The sequence below is a fragment of the Kitasatospora sp. NPDC089797 genome, from assembly GCF_040684795.1.
Lineage (GTDB): Bacteria > Actinomycetota > Actinomycetes > Streptomycetales > Streptomycetaceae > Kitasatospora.
This window is the reverse complement of record NZ_JBFBGS010000043.1, coordinates 64,326-82,058: the sequence shown is the minus strand read 5'-3', so window position 1 is coordinate 82,058 and position 17,733 is coordinate 64,326. Positions and strand designations below refer to the sequence as shown.

The following is a 17,733-nucleotide window of genomic DNA, read 5'->3' as shown; positions in this document are numbered from 1 at the left end:
TACGCCCGAGGCGTCCACCGGCCCCGGCCGGTTCCGCGGACCGCTCAGCGGCGGCCGGAGCGCCGGTCCTTCGCGCCGCCGTCGCCGCCGGTCAGACCGGCCCGGCGGAGCGCGTCCGCCATGGCGCTGTTCGCCGGCGGGGCGTTGCCGCCCGAGCCGCCCCGGTCGCCGCGGTCGCGCCGGTCCTGGCCGCCCTGGCCGCCGCCGCGTCGGTCCTGGCCACCCTGGCCACCCTGGCCACCCTGACCGCCGCCGCGCCGCTCCTGGCGCGGCGGGCGGGCCTGCCGGTCACCGCCGCGCTCACCGCGCTCGCCACGGTCACCGCGGTCCCGGCCGCCGCCGACCTCGTCGTCCAACCGCAGGGTCAGCCCGATCCGCTTGCGCGGCACGTCCACCGAGACCACCCGGACCTTGACGATGTCGCCCGGCTTGACCACCTCGCGCGGGTCCTTGACGAAGGTCCGGGACAGCGCCGAGACGTGCACCAGCCCGTCCTGGTGGACGCCCACGTCCACGAAGGCGCCGAAGGCGGCCACATTGGTGACCACGCCCTCCAGCACCATGCCGACCTCCAGGTCGCCGATCTTGTCGACGCCCTCCTTGAACACGGCGGTGCGGAAGGCCGGGCGCGGGTCCCGGCCGGGCTTGTCCAGCTCGCCGAGGATGTCGGTGACGGTCGGCACGCCGAAGGTGTCGTCGGCGAAGTCCGCCGGGCGCAGCGCCCGCAGCCGCTCGCCGTTGCCGATCAGCTCGCGCAGCTCCCCGCCGGTCGCGGCGAGGATGCGGCGCACCACCGGGTAGGCCTCGGGGTGCACGCTGGAGGCGTCCAGCGGGTCGTCGCCGCCGGGGATCCGCAGGAAGCCCGCGCACTGCTCGAAGGCCTTGGGCCCGAGCCGGGAGACGTCCTTGAGCTGGCGGCGGGTGCGGAACGGGCCGTTGGCGTCGCGGTGCGCGACGATGTTGTCGGCCAGCGTGGCGGTGACGCCGGAGACCCGGGTGAGCAGCGGCGCCGAAGCGGTGTTGACGTCCACGCCGACGGCGTTGACGCAGTCCTCCACCACCGCGTCCAGCGAGCGGGAGAGCTTCACCTCGCTCAGGTCGTGCTGGTACTGGCCGACGCCGATCGACTTGGGGTCGATCTTGACCAGTTCGGCCAGCGGGTCCTGGAGGCGGCGGGCGATGGACACCGCGCCGCGGATCGACACGTCCAGCTCCGGCAGCTCCTGCGAGGCGAAGGCGGAGGCCGAGTAGACCGAGGCGCCGGCCTCGCTGACCATCGCCTTGGTGAGCTTGAGCTCCGGGTGCCGCTTGAGCAGGTCCTCGGCGAGCTTGTCGGTCTCCCGGGAGGCGGTGCCGTTGCCGATCGCCACCAGGTCGACGTCGTGCTTCTTCGCCAGCGCGGCCAGGGTGTGCAGGGCCGCGTCCCACTTGTTGGCGGGCTGGTGCGGGTAGATCGTCTCGTACGCGACCACCTTGCCGGTGGCGTCCACCACGGCGACCTTCACCCCGGTGCGGAAGCCCGGGTCCAGGCCCATGGTGGCGCGGGTGCCGGCCGGGGCGGCGAGCAGCAGGTCGCGCAGGTTGGCGGCGAAGACCCGTACCGCCTCGTCCTCGGCCTCGGCGCGCAGCCGGGACCGCAGGTCGATGCCGAGCCGCACCAGGACGCGGGTGCGCCAGGCCCAACGGACGGTGTCACCGAGCCACTTGTCGGCCGGGCGGCCGCGGTCGGCGATGCCGAAGCGGGCCGCGATGCGCTGCTCGTAGTCGCTGCCACCGGGCAGGTCCCCCTCGGACTCCCCGTCGTAGGGGGAGAGTTCGAGGTCCAGCACCTCCTCCTTCTCGCCGCGCAGCATCGCCAGGATGCGGTGCGAGGGGAGCTTGGTGTACGGCTCGGCGAAGTCGAAGTAGTCGGCGAACTTGGCGCCGTCGCCCTCCTTGCCGTCCCGGACCGTCGCCACCAGGCGGCCGCGCGTCCACATCCGCTCGCGCAGCGAGCCGACCAGGTCGGCGTCCTCGCCGAAGCGCTCCATCAGGATCGAGCGGGCGCCCTCCAGCGCGGCCGCGCCGTCCGCCACCGACTCGTTGAGGTACCCGGCGGCGAGCGCGGAAGGGTCCTGCGTCGGGTCGGCGAGCAGGGTGTCCGCCAGCGGCTCCAGCCCGGCCTCGCGGGCGATCTGCGCCTTGGTGCGCCGCTTGGGCTTGTACGGCAGGTAGATGTCCTCCAGGCGCGCCTTGGAGTCGGCCGCCAACACCTGGGCGCGCAGCGCGTCGTCCAGCTTGCCCTGGGAGTCGATCGACTCCAGGACGGCCGCCCGGCGCTCCTCCAGCTCGCGCAGGTAGCGCAGCCGCTCCTCCAGGGTGCGCAGCTGGGCGTCGTCCAGCGAGCCGGTGACCTCCTTGCGGTAGCGGGCCACGAACGGCACGGTCGAGCCGCCGTCGAGCAACTCGACGGCCGCCTTCACCTGCCCCTCGCGGACGCCCAGTTCCTCGGCGATCCTGCGCTCGATCGCCTGCTGGGCCTGCCGGGCCACCTGTTCGACTGGCGTGGTCACGAAGCCGGTCACCTTCTCCTTGTGTGCTGTCGCCCTACACCCCGCATTCTCGCAGGTACCGGTGACGGCTCCCGGTCGCGCCCGGGGCGGCGGGCGTGGCGCGAACCGGCCCGGCCCCAATCATGCTCCAGCCGGGCCCAGTTGCGGACGCCTACGGTGACGGGCATGGACACCCTGGACACCACGGCCGAGCTGGAGCGGCTGGCCACCGCCACGTACCTGCTGGTCACCACGCACCGGAGGAACGGCGACCCGGTCGCCACCCCGGTCTGGGCCGCCCGGGACGGCGACGCCCTGGTCTTCGCCACCGTGACCCGCACCGGCAAGGTCAAGCGGCTGCGGCACCGCCCGGACGTGCTGGTCGGGCCGAGCGACATCCGCGGCCGGCTGCTCGGGCCGCAGGTCCCGGCCACCGCCGTGCTCGACCCCGGGCGGACGGCCCGCTACCGCGGGCTGCTGCGGCGCAAGTACGGGCTGCTGTGCGCGGTGGCGCTGGCCGGGAACGTGCTGCGCTACGGGCGGGGCGGCACCATCGGGGTGCGCGTCACCCTCGGCACGCCGGGCGGGCCGTCCGCCCGGCCCTGACCGTCCGCCCGACCGGGTACCCGACCGGGCGCCTGAACGGGCGCCTGAACGGCCGTCGTTCGAAGTCCTGTGCGCAGTTCGCCAATCCGGCTGAACCCCGGCGATCTGCGCTGTACGCTGCCGGGCATGTGCGCTGCCGCCCGGATGCACCCCGATGAACCGGTCGTCGACGCGGCCCTGGTACGGCGGTTGATCTCCGCCCAGTTCCCGCAGTGGGTGGGCCTTCCGGTCACGCCGGTCGGGTCCGCCGGGACGGACAACGCGATGTTCCGGCTCGGGTCCGAACTCGCCGTCCGGCTGCCCCGGGTGGAGTGGGCCGCCGGTGACGTCCGCCGTGAGCACCAGTGGCTGCCCCAGCTGGCACCCCGGCTGCCGCTGCCCGTGCCCGCCCCGCTGGCCGTCGGCCGCCCCGCCGCGGGCTACCCGTGGCAGTGGTCGGTGCTGCGCTGGCTCGACGGGGTCAACCCGGCGGTCGGGGTGCTCGCCGCACCCGAGCGGCTCGCCCGCGACCTGGCCGGCTTCGTCAACGCCCTGCGCGCCCTCAACCCGGCCGGCGCCCCGGCCGGCCACCGCAGCGTGCCGCTCGCCTCCCGCGACGGCTCCACCCGCGCGGCGATCGGGCAGCTGACCGGCGCGATCGACACCGAGGCCGCAATCGCGCTGTGGGACAAGGCACTCCGCCTCCCCGAGTACAGCGGCCCGGCCCTCTGGATGCACGGCGACCTCACCCCCGGCAACCTGCTGCTGAACCGGTCCGGCCGGCTCTCCGCCGTCATCGACTTCGCCCTGATGGGCGTCGGCGACCCCACCGCCGACCTGATCCCGGCGTGGAACCTGCTGCCCGCCTCCGCCCGCCCCGCCTTCCGCGCCGCCCTGCACGCCGACGACGCCATGTGGGCCCGCGGCCGCGCCTGGGCCTTCTCCATCGCCCTGGTGACGATCCCGTACTACCGCCACACCGACCCGGTCCTGACCGCCAACGCCCGCCACGTCGTCCGCGAGGTGCTCGCCGACCGCAGCGTCTAGGCTCCACCCGCCGGTGCGGCGGCCGCCAGCAGGTGCGCCACCAGCGGGCTGCGGTCCCCGGCCCGCCAGGCGAGGGCCGACCGGGTGCGGGCGGTGCCGGGTTCGATCCGGCGGAAGGCCACGCCCCGCAGCCGGATCCGCCGGATCCCCGCCGGCGCCAGCGAGACCCCGAGGCCGGCGCCGACCAGGGCGCACACGGTCTGCCACTCCACCGCCTGCTGCCCGATCCGCGGGGTGAAGCCGGCCCCGGCGCACAGTCCGGTGAGCCGGTCGTACAGCTGCGGCCCCTCCTCCCGGGGCAGCAGGACGAACGGCTCCGCCGCCAACCACTCCAGCCGGACGGCCCGGTGGGCGGCGAGCGGATGACCGGCCGGGAGCACCGCGACGAAGGGCTCGCTGAGCACCGTGCGGAACCGCAGCCCCGGTTCGTCCTCGGGCGGTTCGCGCAGCAGGCCGACGTCGATGCCGCGGTCGTGCAGGGCCGCGAGCTGCGGCGCGCCGGTCATCTCCCGGACGTCCAGCCGCACCCCGGGGTGGCGCTCCCGGAACGCGGTCAGCAGCCCGGGCAGCACGGTCAGGGCGAGCGAGGCGGAGAAGCCGATCCGCAGCCGGCCGGCCTCGCCCTCGCCGACGGCCCGGGCCGCGGCCAGACCGTCCGCGAGGTCGGCCAGGGCCCGGCCGGCGGCGGGCAGCAGTTCGCGCCCGACCGGGGTCAGGGTGACACCGCCGGGCTCGCGCCGGAACAGCGGGTGGCCGACCTTCTCCTCCAGCCGGCGGATCTGCTGGCTCAGCGGCGGCTGGGCGATGCCGAGCCGGGCGGCCGCGCGGCCGAAGTGCAGTTCCTCGGCGAGGACGGTGAAGGCGTGCAGTTGCGGGAGGGGGAGTTCGGGGCGCTCCATACGCCCAGGGATATCAGATCGGCGGCGGGCGAGTATTGGACGTATCCCCGCAGGCCACCTAGCGTTCGACGGATGACGAACACGACGCGGCGACGCGCCATTCTGACCGGCTCCACCTTCGAGGAGCAGATCGGCTACGCCCGCGCCGTGGTGGACGGCGACTGGGTGCACGTGTCCGGGACGACCGGGTTCGACTACTCCGCCATGACCATCTCCGAGGACGTGGTGGAGCAGGCCGAGCAGTGCCTGCGCACCATCGGGGCCGTGCTGGCCGAGGCGGACTGCACCTTCGCGGACGTGGTGCGGGTCCGCTACCTGCTGCCCGAGCGGGCGGACTTCGAGCCCTGCTGGCCGGTGCTGCGGCGCTGCTTCGGGGACGTCCGACCGGCCGCGACGATGCAGGTGTGCGGGCTGGCGGACCCGCGGATGCGGATCGAGATCGAGGTGACCGCCCGGCGCCGCGCCGCCGACCCCGGGGCCTGATCCTCCGCCAGCGTCCCCACCGTCGGGGGTCGTTGCTATGGTTCTCCCCGCCACTAGCGACGGGGGGACCGGACTTGGCACGCAATGTCATCGACGTCAGGGTGAGCAGGCGGGTGCTGTGGATCGGCGGGGACGCGTACCCGCTGCAGCACATCGCCCGGGCGCGGCAGTTGGTGTGGTGGCCGCCCAGCCGCACCCGGACGGTCGTCCGGTTCGTCCGGCAGCTGGTCGGCCTGCTGTTCGCGGTGGGCCTGCTCGGCGCGCTCACCCACGGCGCGACGGACCGGGCGCAGGCGGTCTCGGTGCCGAGCGTGCTGCTGCTGGCCGGCCTGGCCTTCTGCGTCTACCGGCTGGTCACCAAGCTGCGGCAGAAGCCGGTCTACAAGCTGGTCCTGGAGACCTCGAACGCCGCGACCACCGCCGTGGTGAGCCACAACGAGTGGCAGATCACCAACCTGATCCAGCTGATCATGGAGGCGATCGACAACCCCCAGGCGGAGTTCGCGTTCCAGGTCGAGAACCTCCACGTCGGCGACAAGATCACCCAGTACGGCGACCACAACACCGGAAAGCGGGTCGGACTGTGAGCAACTCCTTCCACTTCGGCGACTCGGTCACCCAGCACGGTGACCACAACATCGGCATCGTCAAGCACCAGGGACCGGTCGACCCGCAGGCCGCGCTGCGCGAACTCGTCGTCGCCGTCAAGCAGTTGCGCGAGCAGGTGCCGGCCGAGGACCGTGAGGTGCTGGACGAGTCACTGGAGGCCATCGGCGAGGGCTCGGAGGCCTCGCCGTCCGCCCTGCGCCGGGCGCTGCGCAACATCTCGGGGGTGGCCTCGCTGGTGCGGGCGGGGGCGCCGGTGGTGGAGTCGGTGCGGCGGATCCTGGACACCCTGACCTCCTGAGGCGGCCCGCCGAAACCTCGATTGTCATACCGGGTCAATATCCTGCCCGGGTCAATCCCGCTGCTAGCCTGGCCGCCATGAGCGGACTGCGCGAGCGCAAGAAGGAACGGACCCGGCAGGCCATCTCCGAGGCGGCCGTCGCGCTCTTCCTGGAGCGCGGCTTCGACCAGGTCTCGGTGGCCGACGTGGCCGCGGCCGCCGAGGTCTCCAAGCCCACCCTGTTCAGCTACTTCGCGAGCAAGGAGGACCTGGTCGTCCACCGCTTCGCCGACCACCAGGAGCAGTCGGCGGACGTCGTCCGGGGCCGGACCGGCGGCGAGCCGGTGCTGGAGGCCCTGCGGCGGGACTTCCTGGACGGCCTCGCCCGGCACGACCCGGTCACCGGCCTGAACGACCACCCCCAGGTCCTGGCCTTCACCGCGCTGGTGTACGGCACCCCGAGCCTCGCCGCCCGGGTCGGCGCCTACACCGCCCGCGCCGAGCAGTCGCTCGTCAAGGCACTGCGCGAGGCCCCCGACCTCGCCCCGCCGCACGAGCTCACCGCCCAGCTGCTCGCCGCCCAGGTCACCGCCACCCAGCGGGTGCTGGCCCTGCACAACTGGCGCCGCATCCGCCAGGACGGCCGCACCGCCGACGACCTCCACGCCGAAGCCGCCGCCGAGGCCGGCCGCGCCTTCGACCTGCTCGCCCGGGGCTACGAGGATTCCTGACGCTTCGTCAACGTCCGAACCGGCCGGGGAGTTCACCCGGAATTCAGGTTGACCCAAACATGACATGCCGCATTGTCGCCCCCCTCCCGCCCTGTCAGGATCGGGCCACTATCCACACGAACCACCGGGAGAGAGCCATGAAGATGCGCACCCTGCTGCCCGTCGCCCTGCTGACCGCGGCCGGCCTGTTCGCCGGCGCCAACACCGCCACGGCGGCGGCGGGCGGATACCCGGGCTACCAGTGCTTCAAGACCAAGGACCGGGTGGAGTACTGCAGCGACGCCAAGGTCAAGAACCACGACACGGGCGCCGCCTGGATCAAGACCTGTCCGGCCGACGTCGTCTCCCAGCTGAACGGCAAGCCGTACGTGGCGGCCAGCCGCCCCAACGGCGCCCACAGCTGCTGACCCCCGCCCCACCGAGCCCGCCCGGCACCCCCTGCCGGGCGGGCTCCGCCGTGCCCCGGGCGGCCCCTCGGAGCCGAATTCCCCTCGCCCGCCGCGGAGTCGACGTGACACCATCCGGTCCATGCGCGCCTCCGCCCCCGGCCGGGCCCACGGGATCACCGCCGGTTACGACCTCTCGGACGACTCCTACGTCCTGGAACTGAACCGTGTCACGGACGGGCGGACCCTGCTCGCCGCGATCATCCCCGACGAGGACCCGGCCCGGGAGCCGGTGATCAGCGTCAACCCCGGGCTCCAGCCCACCGAGATCCCCTACGAGGTCATGCGCTGGTTCCTGCAGCAGGTCGAGGAGGAGATCGACACGGTCCGCGCCTGGATGCTTCTGCGTCCCGAACTCGTGACCCTCATCCACGAGTTGATCCAGGAGTACCGGGGCGCCGTCGACGACGCCGGCTTCCCCGCCGTCCTGGCCAGGGTCCGCGCCGCCGTCCCGGCCGCCGACGTGACGACCGTCATCCAGGCCGCCTTCTCCGGCCGCACCCCCGCCGACTTCGGCGTACCGGACCAGGGGTCCGCGCCCTAACGACGACGCCCCCGGGAGCCGCCGCCGCGGCGGGTGGGCTTGGCGGGCGCGGGCGGCGGGGCGGTCTCGGGCCAGTGGGCGGGGCGGGTGAGGCCGGCCGGGAGGCGGGTGGTGGCGTCGCCGCGGGCGGCGGCGAGCTGGATCCGGGTGAGGAAGAGCGCGGTGGAGAGGTCGGCGCCGGCCAGCTGGGCGTCGCGGAGGTCGGCGCCGATGAGGTCGGCGAGCCTCAGGTCGGCGCCGGAGAGGTCGGCGGCGACCAGGAGGGCACCGCGCAGGTTGGCGCCGGAGAGGTCCGCGCCGCGCAGGCGGGCGCCGAAGAGGTCGGCGCCGCGGTGCTCGCGGCGGCGGGGGACGCCGGCCCGGACGAGTTCGCTCGCCCGCAGCAGGAGCTCGCTGACCCGCCCGCGGTGGGCCGGGACGTCGAGGGCGAGGATCTCCTCGGGGGTGCCGGCGGCGAGCCGGTCGGTCTCCGCCAGGGCCTGCCGCAGCTCGGCGTGGACGGGGCGGGCAGGGGCGTAGGTGAGCGCCTCGGTGAGGTACCGGAGCAGCTCGTGGAGCTGCCGGACGATCGGGAACACGTCGAACATCGGCTTGGCGCTCGCGGGCTCCTCGCGCCAGCTGACCCCGCCGAAGGTGACCTGGGAGACCCGCTGCCCGGCACCGAAGCAGTCGTAGACGGTGCAGCCCTGGAAGCCGCTGTCCCGCAGCCGCGCGTGGATGCCGCAGGTGAAGTCGGTCCGCAGGTTGCGGCAGGGCGTGCCGGCGGCCTTGTCGACGGCGAAGTCCGCCCCGGCGGCGAACGGCAGGGCGGCGCAGCAGAGTCCGAAGCAGCTGCCGCAGTCGGCCTGGAGCAGGGTCGGCGCGGCCGCCGTGGGGCCCTGCGGCGGCTCGGTCTCGCTCACGTCCGGGGTCCTTCCGACAGTCGGGTGCCGGGGCGGCCCGGCGGGTGGAACCCGTCAAGATTACTGGGCGCACCGCCCCTTCCCCGAGTAAGGTATGAACCCGATAAGGGGTCATTACATACGGGGGTACGCAGGATGCCGCAGCCGAACGTCAGCGAGCTGGTCCGGATGTGGATCAGCGGCTGGACCGTCTCCCGGGGGTCCGCCGACCCGGTCGACCAGCCCTGGGGCTGGACCATCGACGTCGGCTCCCCGACCGGGGAGGTGGCCCGGCACGTGCTGCCCGAGCCGACCGAGGCCGAGGTCCGCAAGCTCGCCGAGGCGACCACCGCGCCGACCACCTGGCTCAAGCTGTTCGCCGAGGACGCGACCGTGCGGCCCTGGCTGGGCCCGCGGTGGCGGCTGGACCGGCCGGGCTTCCTGATGACCGTCCCGCTCGCCCCCGAACGGGCCGCGCCGCCGGCCGGCTACACCCTGACCAGCTGGACCAGGGGCGGCGTGCTGCGCGTCCTGGTGCGCACCGCGGACGGGCACCTCGCCGCCCGCGGCCAGGCGGGCCTGGCCGACGAGGTGGCCGTGCCGGACCAGATCGCCACCGCCCCCGAGCACCGCCGCCGGGGCCTGGGCTCCGTGGTGATGCGGGCGCTGCAGTCCGGGGCGTACGAGGCGGGCGCCCGCACCGGGGTGCTGGTCGGCACGGTGGACGGCCGGGCGCTCTACACGGCGCTCGGCTGGAGCGCGCACGCCCCGATGGCGAGCCTGGTCCTGGAGCCGGAGCAGCCCGGGCCGGACTGGGCGGTGTAGACCGGTCGGGCCGGACCGGGCGGTGTAGGCCGGCCCGACCCTAGGGGTAGGGCAGCAGCTCCGGCCGCTTGGCGGGCCGGCCGTCCCCGGAGGAGCGGCCGGTGAGGCGCCGGCCGATCCACGGGCCGAGGTGGGTGCCCAGCCAGCGGGCGTCGGAGCGCAGCTTCTCGGCCCGGCCGGGCGGGGCGGCGGCGGGCAGCGGGGCGCGCCAGTCGGAGGCGGCCGGGCGGCCGAGCGCCTCCAGGACGCCGTCGGCGACCCGGCGGTGGCCCTCGGGCGAGAGGTGGAGCCGGTCCTCGGCCCAGAGCCGGCGGTCGTCGAAGCAGGGCGCGGAGAAGAGGTCGACGACGGCGAAGCCGTCCTGCTGCCCGAGCTCCTGGACGAAGGCCTTCATCCGCAGGATGGCGGGCAGCAGTCGGCTGCCGCCCGCCATCCTGCGGGTGGGGTCGGTGCTGGTGAACAGCACGACGGTGGCGCCGGTGGCCCGCAGCTCGGTGGCGCAGCGGCCGAGCAGCCGCTCGACCCGGTCGATGTCGCAGCCGGGGCGCAGCACGTCGTTGAGGCCGCCGGCCAGGGTGACCAGGTCGGCGCCCATCGCGGCCGCGGCGGCGAGCTGTTCGTCGTGGATCTGGCCGATGAGCTTGCCGCGCACGGCGAGGTTGGCGTACCGGAAGTCCTCGGTCTCGGCGGCGAGCGCGGCGGCGACCCGGTCGGCCCAGCCGCGGTAGTGGCCGTCCGGCAGCAGGTCGTCGCACATGCCCTCGGTGAAGGAGTCCCCGACGGCGACGTAACCGGTGTAGCTGCGCTTGCTGGTGGGCACGGGCTGCCTCCGCTCTCCTCGTGACGGCGCCACGATCCTCCGCGGTCCGCCGCGGTCCGACGATCGTACGCGTGCACTTACCAACCAGTACCGCGGGGGCCCGGCCGCCTATTCGGCGTCCACCGGACGTTTATCGGTCCGGGCCATCCTGGGCGCACGGGGCGGCGGCCGGCGACGGGGGCCTTGCCGCCGCCCCGACCACCACCACCCCGCACCCGCGGCCGTGCCAGCGGGCCGCCCGGCGGGTCAGACGGTCGCCCGGGACGCCGTGAACCAGTGCTCGCGCACCGCGTCGGTGGGCCGCTGCTCGCCCAGGGCGCCCAGCCCCCACTCCCCCAGGGCCTCGATCACCGGCCGCAGTTCGCGGCCGCGCTCGGTGAGCTCGTACACCGTCGCGCTGGCCGGCCGTTCCAGCCGCCGCCGTTCCGCGAGCCCCTCGCCCTCCAACTGCTTGAGCCGGGCCGCGAGGATGTCGGTGGAGACGCCGGGCAGGTCGGCGTGCAGGTCGGTGTAGCGGCGCGGGCCGCGCAGGAGTTCACGGACGATCAGGAGGCACCAGCGTTCCCCCACCGCGTCCAGGGCGCGGGCGACGGCGCAGTACTGGTCGTAGCTTCGGCGTGACATGTGGATCAGCATAGCCAAGAGGTTGGACTTTCCAAGTGCCAACTTGGTAGAACAAAGCTGAAGCAACGGAGCGGTGGTGACGGTCGGGAGGCCGCAGATGGAGTTTCGGCAGTCCAGCAAGCTGAATGACGTGTGCTACGAGATCCGCGGCCCGGTGGTCGACCAGGCCAACGCCCTGGAGGAGGCCGGGCACAGCGTGCTGCGGCTGAACACCGGCAACCCGGCCCCGTTCGGCTTCGAGGCGCCCGAGGAGATCATCCAGGACATCATCCGCAACCTGCCCTCGGCGCACGGCTACAGCGAGTCGCGCGGCATCCTGCCGGCCCGTCGCGCGGTGGTGCAGTACTACCAGCAGCGCGGGGTCCAGGGCGTCGGCGTCAACGACGTCTACCTCGGCAACGGCGTCTCCGAGCTGATCCAGATGGCGATCACCGCGCTGGTGGACGACGGCGACGAGGTGCTCGTCCCGATGCCGGACTACCCGCTCTGGACGGCCTCCGTCCGGCTGGCCGGCGGCAAGGCCGTGCACTACCTGTGCGACGAGCAGGCCGAGTGGTACCCGGACCTCGACGACATCGCCGCCAGGATCACCGCCCGCACCAAGGCGATCGTCGTCATCAACCCCAACAACCCCACCGGCGCGGTCTACCCGAAGGAACTGCTGGAGGGGATCCTCGACCTGGCCCGCCGCCACCAGCTGATGGTGCTGGCCGACGAGATCTACGACAAGATCCTCTACGACGGCACCGAGCACCACTGCCTGGCCGCGCTCGCCGACGACGTGCTCACCCTCACCTTCAACGGCCTCTCCAAGGCCTACCGGGTGGCCGGCTTCCGCAGCGGCTGGCTGGTCGTCTCCGGCCCCAAGCAGCACGCCACCGACTACCTGGAGGGCCTGACCATGCTCTCCGGCATGCGGCTGTGCCCCAACGTGCCCGCCCAGTACGCCGTACAGGCCGCGCTCGGCGGCCACCAGTCCATCAACGACCTCGTCCTGCCCGGCGGCCGGCTCACCGAGCAGCGCGACATCGCGGTCAAGGCGCTCAACGAGATCCCCGGCGTCAGCTGCGTCAAGCCCAAGGGCGCGCTGTACGCCTTCGCCCGGCTCGACCCGGCGGTGCACCGGATCGTCGACGACGAGCGGTTCGTGCTGGACCTGCTGCTGCGCGAGAAGATCCACGTCGTCCAGGGCACCGGCTTCAACTGGCCGCGCCCGGACCACTTCCGCTTCGTCACCCTGCCGCGCGCCGACGACCTGGAGACGGCGATCAACCGGATCGGGCGCTTCCTGGCGACGTACCGGCAGGTCTGAGCGCCTAGTGTGCAGGTCATGACCGTCCTCCGCTCCGTCGCCCTGTTCGCCGTCGCCGCCGTCGCCGAGATCGGCGGCTGCTGGCTGGTCTGGCAGAGCGTGAAGGAGCAACGGCCGTGGTGGCTGGCCGGGTTGGGCGTGGTGGCGCTGGGCGCGTACGGCTTCGTGGCGGCGCTCCAGCCGGACGCCGCCTTCGGCCGGGTGCTGGCCGCCTACGGCGGGGTGTTCGTGGCCGGCTCGCTGCTGTGGGGCGTGGTCGTGGACGGCTTCCGGCCGACCCGGTACGACCTGCTGGGCGCGCTGATCTGCCTGGCCGGGGTCGGCGTGATCATGTACGGCCCCCGGCGCTGAGCGCTGGTCGTGCACGGGCCCCGGCGCCGAGCGCCGGACACGGAGGCGCCCCGGCGCCGAGGTTCGCAGGACCTCGGCGCCGGGGCGCCGTCACGACCGCGCGGGACTACCAGCCCCAGCCGCCGCCCTGACCGTCGTCGTCGCTGTCCGAGTCCCAGCCCTCGCCGACCTTGCGCAGGATCGTGTAGTTGTCGATCTGCGTGCCGTTCTCGGCCAGCGCGGTGACCTTCATGACCGACTTCTGGCCCAGGTGGGCCGGGGTGACGTCGACCTTGATGAAGGAGTAGCCGGTGTAGCGGACCCGCGACCACTGGATGGTCTCGGGGGTCTTCACCTTGCCCTTGCTCCAGTAGTAGGTCTTGACCTCGTCCTGGTGGTTCTCGTGCCCCTCGTAGGTGTCCGGCACGTCGAACTTGTACAGGCTGCGGCCGGCCGCACCCGCGGTCACGTACACCACCCCGTCCTTGGCGGGCTCGATGGTGGCGCCGCTCGGCACCTGCTTCGAGACCTTGTTGCCGAGGATCGCGTCGGTGCGCTCGTAGATGTGGTTGTGGCCGTTGATGACCAGGTCCACCCGGTACTTCTCGAACAGCGGCACCCAGGCCTCGCGGACGCCGCCCTCGGAGGCGTGCGCGACGGTGGTGGAGAAGGCGCAGTGGTGGAAGAAGACCACGACGAAGTCGACGGTCTCGTCGTTGCGCAGGTCCTTGAGGGTGCGCTCGAGCCACTTGGTCTGCTTGTTCGCCGAGATGCCCAGGTTGGCCGGGATCTCGTAGGAGACGTCGTTGGCGTCCAGCGAGATGACGCCGACGTTCTTGTAGCGGAAGGTGTAGACGCCGGGGACCTTGCGCGGGTCCGGGCCGTTGTCCGGCAGGTAGAAGCGGGCGTTCTCGCCGCCGTAGCCGTTCGGCGAGTACCAGGCCTCGATGTCGTGGTTGCCGTAGGCGACCATCCACGGGATGTCGGCGGCGACCGTCTCGGTCTGCACCAGGAAGTCGTCCCAGGTCCGCGCGTTGAACACGGACTTGTCCGGGTCGGTGCCGGAGCCGGCCGGGTCGGCGTAGCAGATGTCGCCGGCGTGCAGGTGGAAGGCCGGCTTCTGGGCCTTGATGATGTTGTCGTTGCCCGCCGCGTGGGAGCTGACGCCCTGGTCGCCGAAGGCGGTGAAGGTGAACGGCTCGTAGACCTTGCCCCAGCGGTGGTCGCGGGAGGGCGCGGTGCGGAAGGTGTGCAGCGTGGAGATCTGCTGCTGGGAGGCCGGGTCGAAGCCCTCGTGGCCGACGCCGTAGTAGTACGTGGTGTCGGGGCGGAGGTCCTCCAGCGCCACGTGCAGGTAGTACTGGTCCACCGGCTGGCTGTTGGGGGTCAGCGCCGGGGTGTGCAGCGCGCGGACCTCGGCCTGGACCTTGTGGCTCAGCTCCCACGGGGTCTTGCCGAAGCGCAGGAACGGCTTCTTGACCGGCGCGGGGACCTGCCAGGAGATGCGGAACTGGGTGTCCGGCTCGGGGCCGAACTGGAGGTGGCGCCCGATCGGCGCCACCAGCGAACCGTCGATGCCGGCCGTCGTGCCACCGGTCACCAGCTGGGGACCGGCCGGAGCGGCGAAGGCCGGAGCGCTGCCCAGCGCACCGCCGACGGCGACGGCACCCACGGTCACGGCGCCGGCGCGCAGCATCCGGCGGCGGGAGAAACGGGCCCGCAGGTACTCGTGCTGCTCGGCCATGCTCATGCGGTCGGCGAGCTTGGCCGGCACGCCCATGTTGGGGATATCCATGCGCGGGACTCTCCCAGTGGATCATGGACCGCATGCGGACTCCGGGTGAACGAGCGTCAGCGTGTCACCGAACACGCATGCCAAGATCCGGTCATGGACAGGTAAAAAATCATGGCCGGGCCGCCGAGCGGGCCCGCCCGGGGCCGGGCCGGCGTCAGGCGGACGGTTCGTCCCAGAGGTTCGCGGACCGGTTGCCGGTGCCGTCGCAGGTGCGGCAGATCTCGTCCCGGTACGCCTGCTTGGCGCCCGTCGCGTCCACCCGGTAGCGGACGTACACCCCGGTGCCGTCGCAGAGGAAGCAGTTGCCGCCGCCGCCGCCCACCTCGGTGGTGCCGGTGCCCTGGCAGGTGCGGCAGTTGAGGCCGGCGGTCCGGCCGGTGCCCGCGCAGATGCGGCAGACCGTCGTCATCGTCTTCCTCCCCTTGCGCGGAACCGCTCGATGCCACCGGTCATCGTAGTGGGCCGACCCCGCGGCCGTCCCCGGGGACGAACCGCGCGGCCCGCCAAGCGAGTTGGATCACTCGGGCAGGCCCTCGCGGACCCGGCGGGAGACCTGGATCAGCTGGAGGTCGAGCAGCCCGGGCGGCTCGGCGACACCGGGGCCGCCCGCGGCCACCCAGGCGGCTATGTCGTCGATCATCCCGTCCATCAGCACGAAACCGAGCCAGACCGGGCGCGCACCCGCCGCCCGGCCCTCGCTGGACGGGCCGACCACCACCACGTTGGACTGGGTGCACACGTCCAGGCACTTCGACGCCCGGACCCGGCCGGCCGAACCGACCGCCGCCCGCAGCCGCTCGAACTGCGCCGCGTGGTCGACGTCCGGGTGCTTGGTCCGGCTGCCGCAGCAGCAGTCACGGCAGACGGTGACGGTCACCGGGGCGCCGGCGCCCGCCCGGCGGTCGAGGTCACGGCCACTGCCACGCTCGCGGTCACGGCGGCTCATCCGCGGTGCTCCCCCTCCTGGTCGGCGCCCCGGTCGGCGGCACGCTCTGCACCGGAACTGTACCTGTCACACCCCTGGCCACCGGCGGCCGCCCGGGCCCGCTGAACTAGGATCCGGCCGACGACGTGGCACGGAAAGAGGAAAGAGGGGGCGCACGGATGCCGAGACGGAGGATCCGGGGCCTGTGGTTCGCACTGGCCGTGGCGGTGACCGGCATCCTGTGCGGGGCGCTCGGACTCTCGGTGGTCCTCACCGGCGGCTACTCCCTCCACCGGATGGACGGCACCGCGATGGGCCCCGGCCTCCGGCCCGGCGACCGGATGCTGGCCGACCGGGTCGCGGCCGGGGACGTCCGGCGCGGCGAGGTCTACATCGTCGACTCCCCCTGGGGCCTCCACACCGCCCCGGTGTTCCGGGTGATGGCCCTCGGCGGCCAGCGCATCGCCTGCACCGGCGGACAGCTCAGCCTGGACGGGACGCCGCTCGACGAGCCGAGCGCCCGACAGGCCGGCACCTGCACCCGCGACTTCGAGGTCACCGTCCCACCCGGGCGGGCCTTCCTGATGGGCGACCGGCGGGACACCGCCGCCGACTCCCGGCAGCACCTCGACGACGACCGGCAGGGGACGGTCGACCTCGCCGCGCTGACCGGGAACCGGGTGGTCTGGGACTCCGGCGACGACTCCCCCACCCTGCCCGGCACGTTGATCGGCGCGGCGGTCCTGATGGTGCTCGGCGCACTGATCACCGTGCTCGGGGTGCTCGCCGTCGTCGTCCTGGCCTCCTTCGCCGCCGCACGGCGCCGCACCGCCCGGTAACCGCGCCGCGCGGCATTCGGGAATTCCGTTCGCCGCCGTTCCGATCGCCGTCATTTCCGACCGCCGCTCTTTCCGAAACGCAGTGGAGCGGAATTCGAAATGTCACCCGGTGCCGGCTGACGGGTTTTCGGGAATTCCGGCCGGAACCATGGACGCCGCCGAAACCTGGCAGTAACTTACCTGCGAGTAGCTGTGGCCCGGCTCGGCACGACCCCCACCCGTCGTTTCTCTCCCCCCAGGAGGAACCCGTGCTCCGCCCTGCCCGGAATTCCCGGCGACTCCGCCATTCCGGCGCCCTGGCCGCCGTCGCCGTCGGCGCCGCCCTCGCGCTCACCTCCACCACCGCCCAGGCCGCCGCCCCCGCCCCCCGGCACTACGTGGCGCTCGGCGACTCCTACGCCGCCGGCGCGGGCGTGCCCGGCCAGTCCGGCGGCCTGTGCCTGCGCTCCGACCACAACTACGGCCACCTGGTCGCCGCCTCGCTCAAGGCCGGCGGCTACACCGACGTCACCTGCTCGGCCGCCAAGATCAAGGCCATGACCCAGCCGCAGTACGACGCCTTCCTCCGGGTCAACGACCCGCAGCTGGACGCGGTGACCGCCGACACCGACCTGGTCACCCTGGGGATCGGCGGCAACGACCTCGCCGCCAGCGACCTCGGCCTCGGCGAACTGGTCGCCACCTGCATCGCCGGCGCCGTCGTCAACCCGCTCGGCACGCCCTGCAAGGACGTCTACCACCACGGCTACTGGGACTGGAGGACCTGGTCCTGGCAGTACGGCAACGACGACCTGGCCGAACGGATCGACACCACCATCGCCCCGCAGATCGCCACCACCCTGCGGCAGATCCACGCCAAGGCGCCCAAGGCCCGGGTGCTGCTGGTCGGCTACCCGTCCGTGCTGCCCGCCGACGGCTCGACCTGCGTCCTGCGCCAGCCCGTCACCCCCGGCGACGTCGCGTACATGCACGGCGTGCTCGACCGGCTGAACGCCGCCCTCGAGTCCACCGCCGCCGCCAACGGCGCCACGTACGTGGACACCGCGACGCCCACCCGCGGGCACGACGTCTGCTCGGACGACCGCTGGATCGAGGGCGCGCTGCCCGGCTCCCCGGCCGTGCCGTTCCACCCGAACGCGACCGGCGAGAAGGCGATGGCGGACGCGGTGCTCGCCGCGCTGAAGTGAGCGCCGGTTCCCCGTAGACAGCCCCGCGGGGCCGGTGACCCCG

General features: G+C 73.5%; 20 protein-coding genes and 1 pseudogene. 13 read left to right on the top strand and 8 right to left on the bottom strand.

The genetic code is table 11. The features are described from left to right. Positions 1-44: 44 nt before the first annotated feature. Entirely contained in the window at positions 45-2,552 is a 2,508-nt protein-coding gene (locus tag AB0O91_RS29810) for a Tex family protein (RefSeq protein ID WP_363439432.1), read from the bottom strand. 165 nt (positions 2,553-2,717) lie between these two features. Between AB0O91_RS29810 and AB0O91_RS29805 the strand changes: the two genes are divergently transcribed. Together AB0O91_RS29805 and AB0O91_RS29800 are read left to right on the top strand one after the other, a co-directional pair. After that, positions 2,718-3,137 (top strand): PPOX class F420-dependent oxidoreductase, encoded by a 420-nt coding sequence (locus AB0O91_RS29805; protein ID WP_363439429.1) that lies wholly within the window; start codon positions 2,718-2,720, stop codon positions 3,135-3,137. A 126-nt stretch (positions 3,138-3,263) separates the two neighbouring features. Further along, complete coding sequence (locus AB0O91_RS29800) at positions 3,264-4,163, top strand: aminoglycoside phosphotransferase family protein (RefSeq protein ID WP_363439426.1); 900 nt, start codon at positions 3,264-3,266, stop codon at positions 4,161-4,163. Here AB0O91_RS29800 and AB0O91_RS29795 read toward each other — a convergent pair. Next, positions 4,160-5,062 (bottom strand): LysR family transcriptional regulator, encoded by a 903-nt coding sequence (locus AB0O91_RS29795; RefSeq protein ID WP_363439423.1) that lies wholly within the window; start codon positions 5,060-5,062, stop codon positions 4,160-4,162. The two genes, AB0O91_RS29800 and AB0O91_RS29795, sit on opposite strands and share 4 nt — an antisense overlap. A 72-nt stretch (positions 5,063-5,134) precedes the next feature. Here AB0O91_RS29795 and AB0O91_RS29790 point away from each other — a divergent pair, with 72 nt between their 5' ends. From AB0O91_RS29790 to AB0O91_RS29765, 6 genes are all read left to right on the top strand, one after another. Next, positions 5,135-5,545 carry a RidA family protein gene (locus AB0O91_RS29790; RefSeq protein WP_363439420.1) on the top strand — a complete coding sequence of 137 codons (411 nt, stop codon included), beginning with the start codon at positions 5,135-5,137 and terminating at the stop codon, positions 5,543-5,545. Positions 5,546-5,619: 74 nt separating this feature from the next. Further along, positions 5,620-6,132 (top strand): DUF6232 family protein, encoded by a 513-nt coding sequence (locus AB0O91_RS29785; RefSeq protein ID WP_363439417.1) that lies wholly within the window; start codon positions 5,620-5,622, stop codon positions 6,130-6,132. Beyond that, the gene (locus tag AB0O91_RS29780; RefSeq protein WP_363439415.1) at positions 6,129-6,452 is read left to right on the top strand and encodes a hypothetical protein; all 324 of its coding nucleotides are present in this window, start codon (positions 6,129-6,131) and stop codon (positions 6,450-6,452) included. Before AB0O91_RS29785 ends, AB0O91_RS29780 begins: the two co-directional genes overlap by 4 nt. Positions 6,453-6,529: 77 nt before the next feature. After that, positions 6,530-7,162 (top strand): TetR/AcrR family transcriptional regulator, encoded by a 633-nt coding sequence (locus tag AB0O91_RS29775; protein WP_363439413.1) that lies wholly within the window; start codon positions 6,530-6,532, stop codon positions 7,160-7,162. 137 nt (positions 7,163-7,299) lie between these two features. Beyond that, positions 7,300-7,569 (top strand): hypothetical protein, encoded by a 270-nt coding sequence (locus tag AB0O91_RS29770; RefSeq protein WP_363439410.1) that lies wholly within the window; start codon positions 7,300-7,302, stop codon positions 7,567-7,569. A gap of 121 nt (positions 7,570-7,690) precedes the next feature. Continuing rightward, positions 7,691-8,152, top strand: a complete 462-nt coding sequence (locus tag AB0O91_RS29765; RefSeq protein ID WP_363439407.1) for a hypothetical protein — start codon at positions 7,691-7,693, stop codon at positions 8,150-8,152. Here the strand turns inward: AB0O91_RS29765 and AB0O91_RS29760 are convergent. Further along, a complete protein-coding gene (locus AB0O91_RS29760) occupies positions 8,149-9,054 on the bottom strand; it encodes a pentapeptide repeat-containing protein (protein ID WP_363439405.1) in 906 nt (301 codons plus the stop codon). The genes AB0O91_RS29765 and AB0O91_RS29760 overlap by 4 nt on opposite strands. Before the next feature lie 135 nt (positions 9,055-9,189). Here AB0O91_RS29760 and AB0O91_RS29755 point away from each other — a divergent pair, with 135 nt between their 5' ends. Then, positions 9,190-9,858: a GNAT family N-acetyltransferase gene (locus AB0O91_RS29755; protein WP_363439402.1), complete on the top strand. Its 669-nt coding sequence runs from the start codon at positions 9,190-9,192 to the stop codon at positions 9,856-9,858. A gap of 40 nt (positions 9,859-9,898) precedes the next feature. Here the strand turns inward: AB0O91_RS29755 and AB0O91_RS29750 are convergent, their stop codons facing one another. Together AB0O91_RS29750 and AB0O91_RS29745 are read right to left on the bottom strand one after the other, a co-directional pair. Next, on the bottom strand, positions 9,899-10,678 hold the full coding sequence (locus AB0O91_RS29750; protein ID WP_363439400.1) for an SGNH/GDSL hydrolase family protein: 780 nt from the start codon (positions 10,676-10,678) through the stop codon (positions 9,899-9,901). A gap of 270 nt (positions 10,679-10,948) precedes the next feature. Then, positions 10,949-11,302, bottom strand: a pseudogene (locus AB0O91_RS29745) (helix-turn-helix domain-containing protein); the annotation flags it as partial. 97 nt (positions 11,303-11,399) lie between these two features. On the opposite strand from AB0O91_RS29745, the gene AB0O91_RS29740 reads away from it, so the two are divergent. Next, positions 11,400-12,614 (top strand): pyridoxal phosphate-dependent aminotransferase, encoded by a 1,215-nt coding sequence (locus tag AB0O91_RS29740; RefSeq protein WP_363439397.1) that lies wholly within the window; start codon positions 11,400-11,402, stop codon positions 12,612-12,614. An 18-nt stretch (positions 12,615-12,632) separates the two neighbouring features. Further along, positions 12,633-12,965, top strand: coding sequence for a YnfA family protein (locus AB0O91_RS29735; RefSeq protein WP_363439394.1), 333 nt, complete (start codon positions 12,633-12,635; stop codon positions 12,963-12,965). Between the two features lie 106 nt (positions 12,966-13,071). Here AB0O91_RS29735 and AB0O91_RS29730 read toward each other — a convergent pair whose 3' ends face one another. The 3 genes from AB0O91_RS29730 to AB0O91_RS29720 all read right to left on the bottom strand — a co-directional run bounded on the left by AB0O91_RS29730 (position 13,072) and on the right by AB0O91_RS29720 (position 15,685). Next, positions 13,072-14,739, bottom strand: a complete 1,668-nt coding sequence (locus tag AB0O91_RS29730; protein WP_363439391.1) for a metallophosphoesterase family protein — start codon at positions 14,737-14,739, stop codon at positions 13,072-13,074. Between the two features lie 154 nt (positions 14,740-14,893). Continuing rightward, positions 14,894-15,148, bottom strand: a complete 255-nt coding sequence (locus tag AB0O91_RS29725) for a hypothetical protein (protein ID WP_270148018.1) — start codon at positions 15,146-15,148, stop codon at positions 14,894-14,896. Positions 15,149-15,256: 108 nt separating this feature from the next. Continuing rightward, positions 15,257-15,685 (bottom strand): (2Fe-2S) ferredoxin domain-containing protein, encoded by a 429-nt coding sequence (locus AB0O91_RS29720; protein ID WP_363439388.1) that lies wholly within the window; start codon positions 15,683-15,685, stop codon positions 15,257-15,259. A gap of 158 nt (positions 15,686-15,843) precedes the next feature. On the opposite strand from AB0O91_RS29720, the gene lepB reads away from it, so the two are divergent. Both lepB and AB0O91_RS29710 read left to right on the top strand, forming a co-directional pair. Then, positions 15,844-16,503, top strand: a complete 660-nt coding sequence (gene lepB / locus AB0O91_RS29715) for a signal peptidase I (protein WP_363439385.1) — start codon at positions 15,844-15,846, stop codon at positions 16,501-16,503. 248 nt (positions 16,504-16,751) lie between these two features. Further along, positions 16,752-17,690 carry an SGNH/GDSL hydrolase family protein gene (locus AB0O91_RS29710; protein WP_363439383.1) on the top strand — a complete coding sequence of 313 codons (939 nt, stop codon included), beginning with the start codon at positions 16,752-16,754 and terminating at the stop codon, positions 17,688-17,690. Positions 17,691-17,733: the final 43 nt, after the last annotated feature.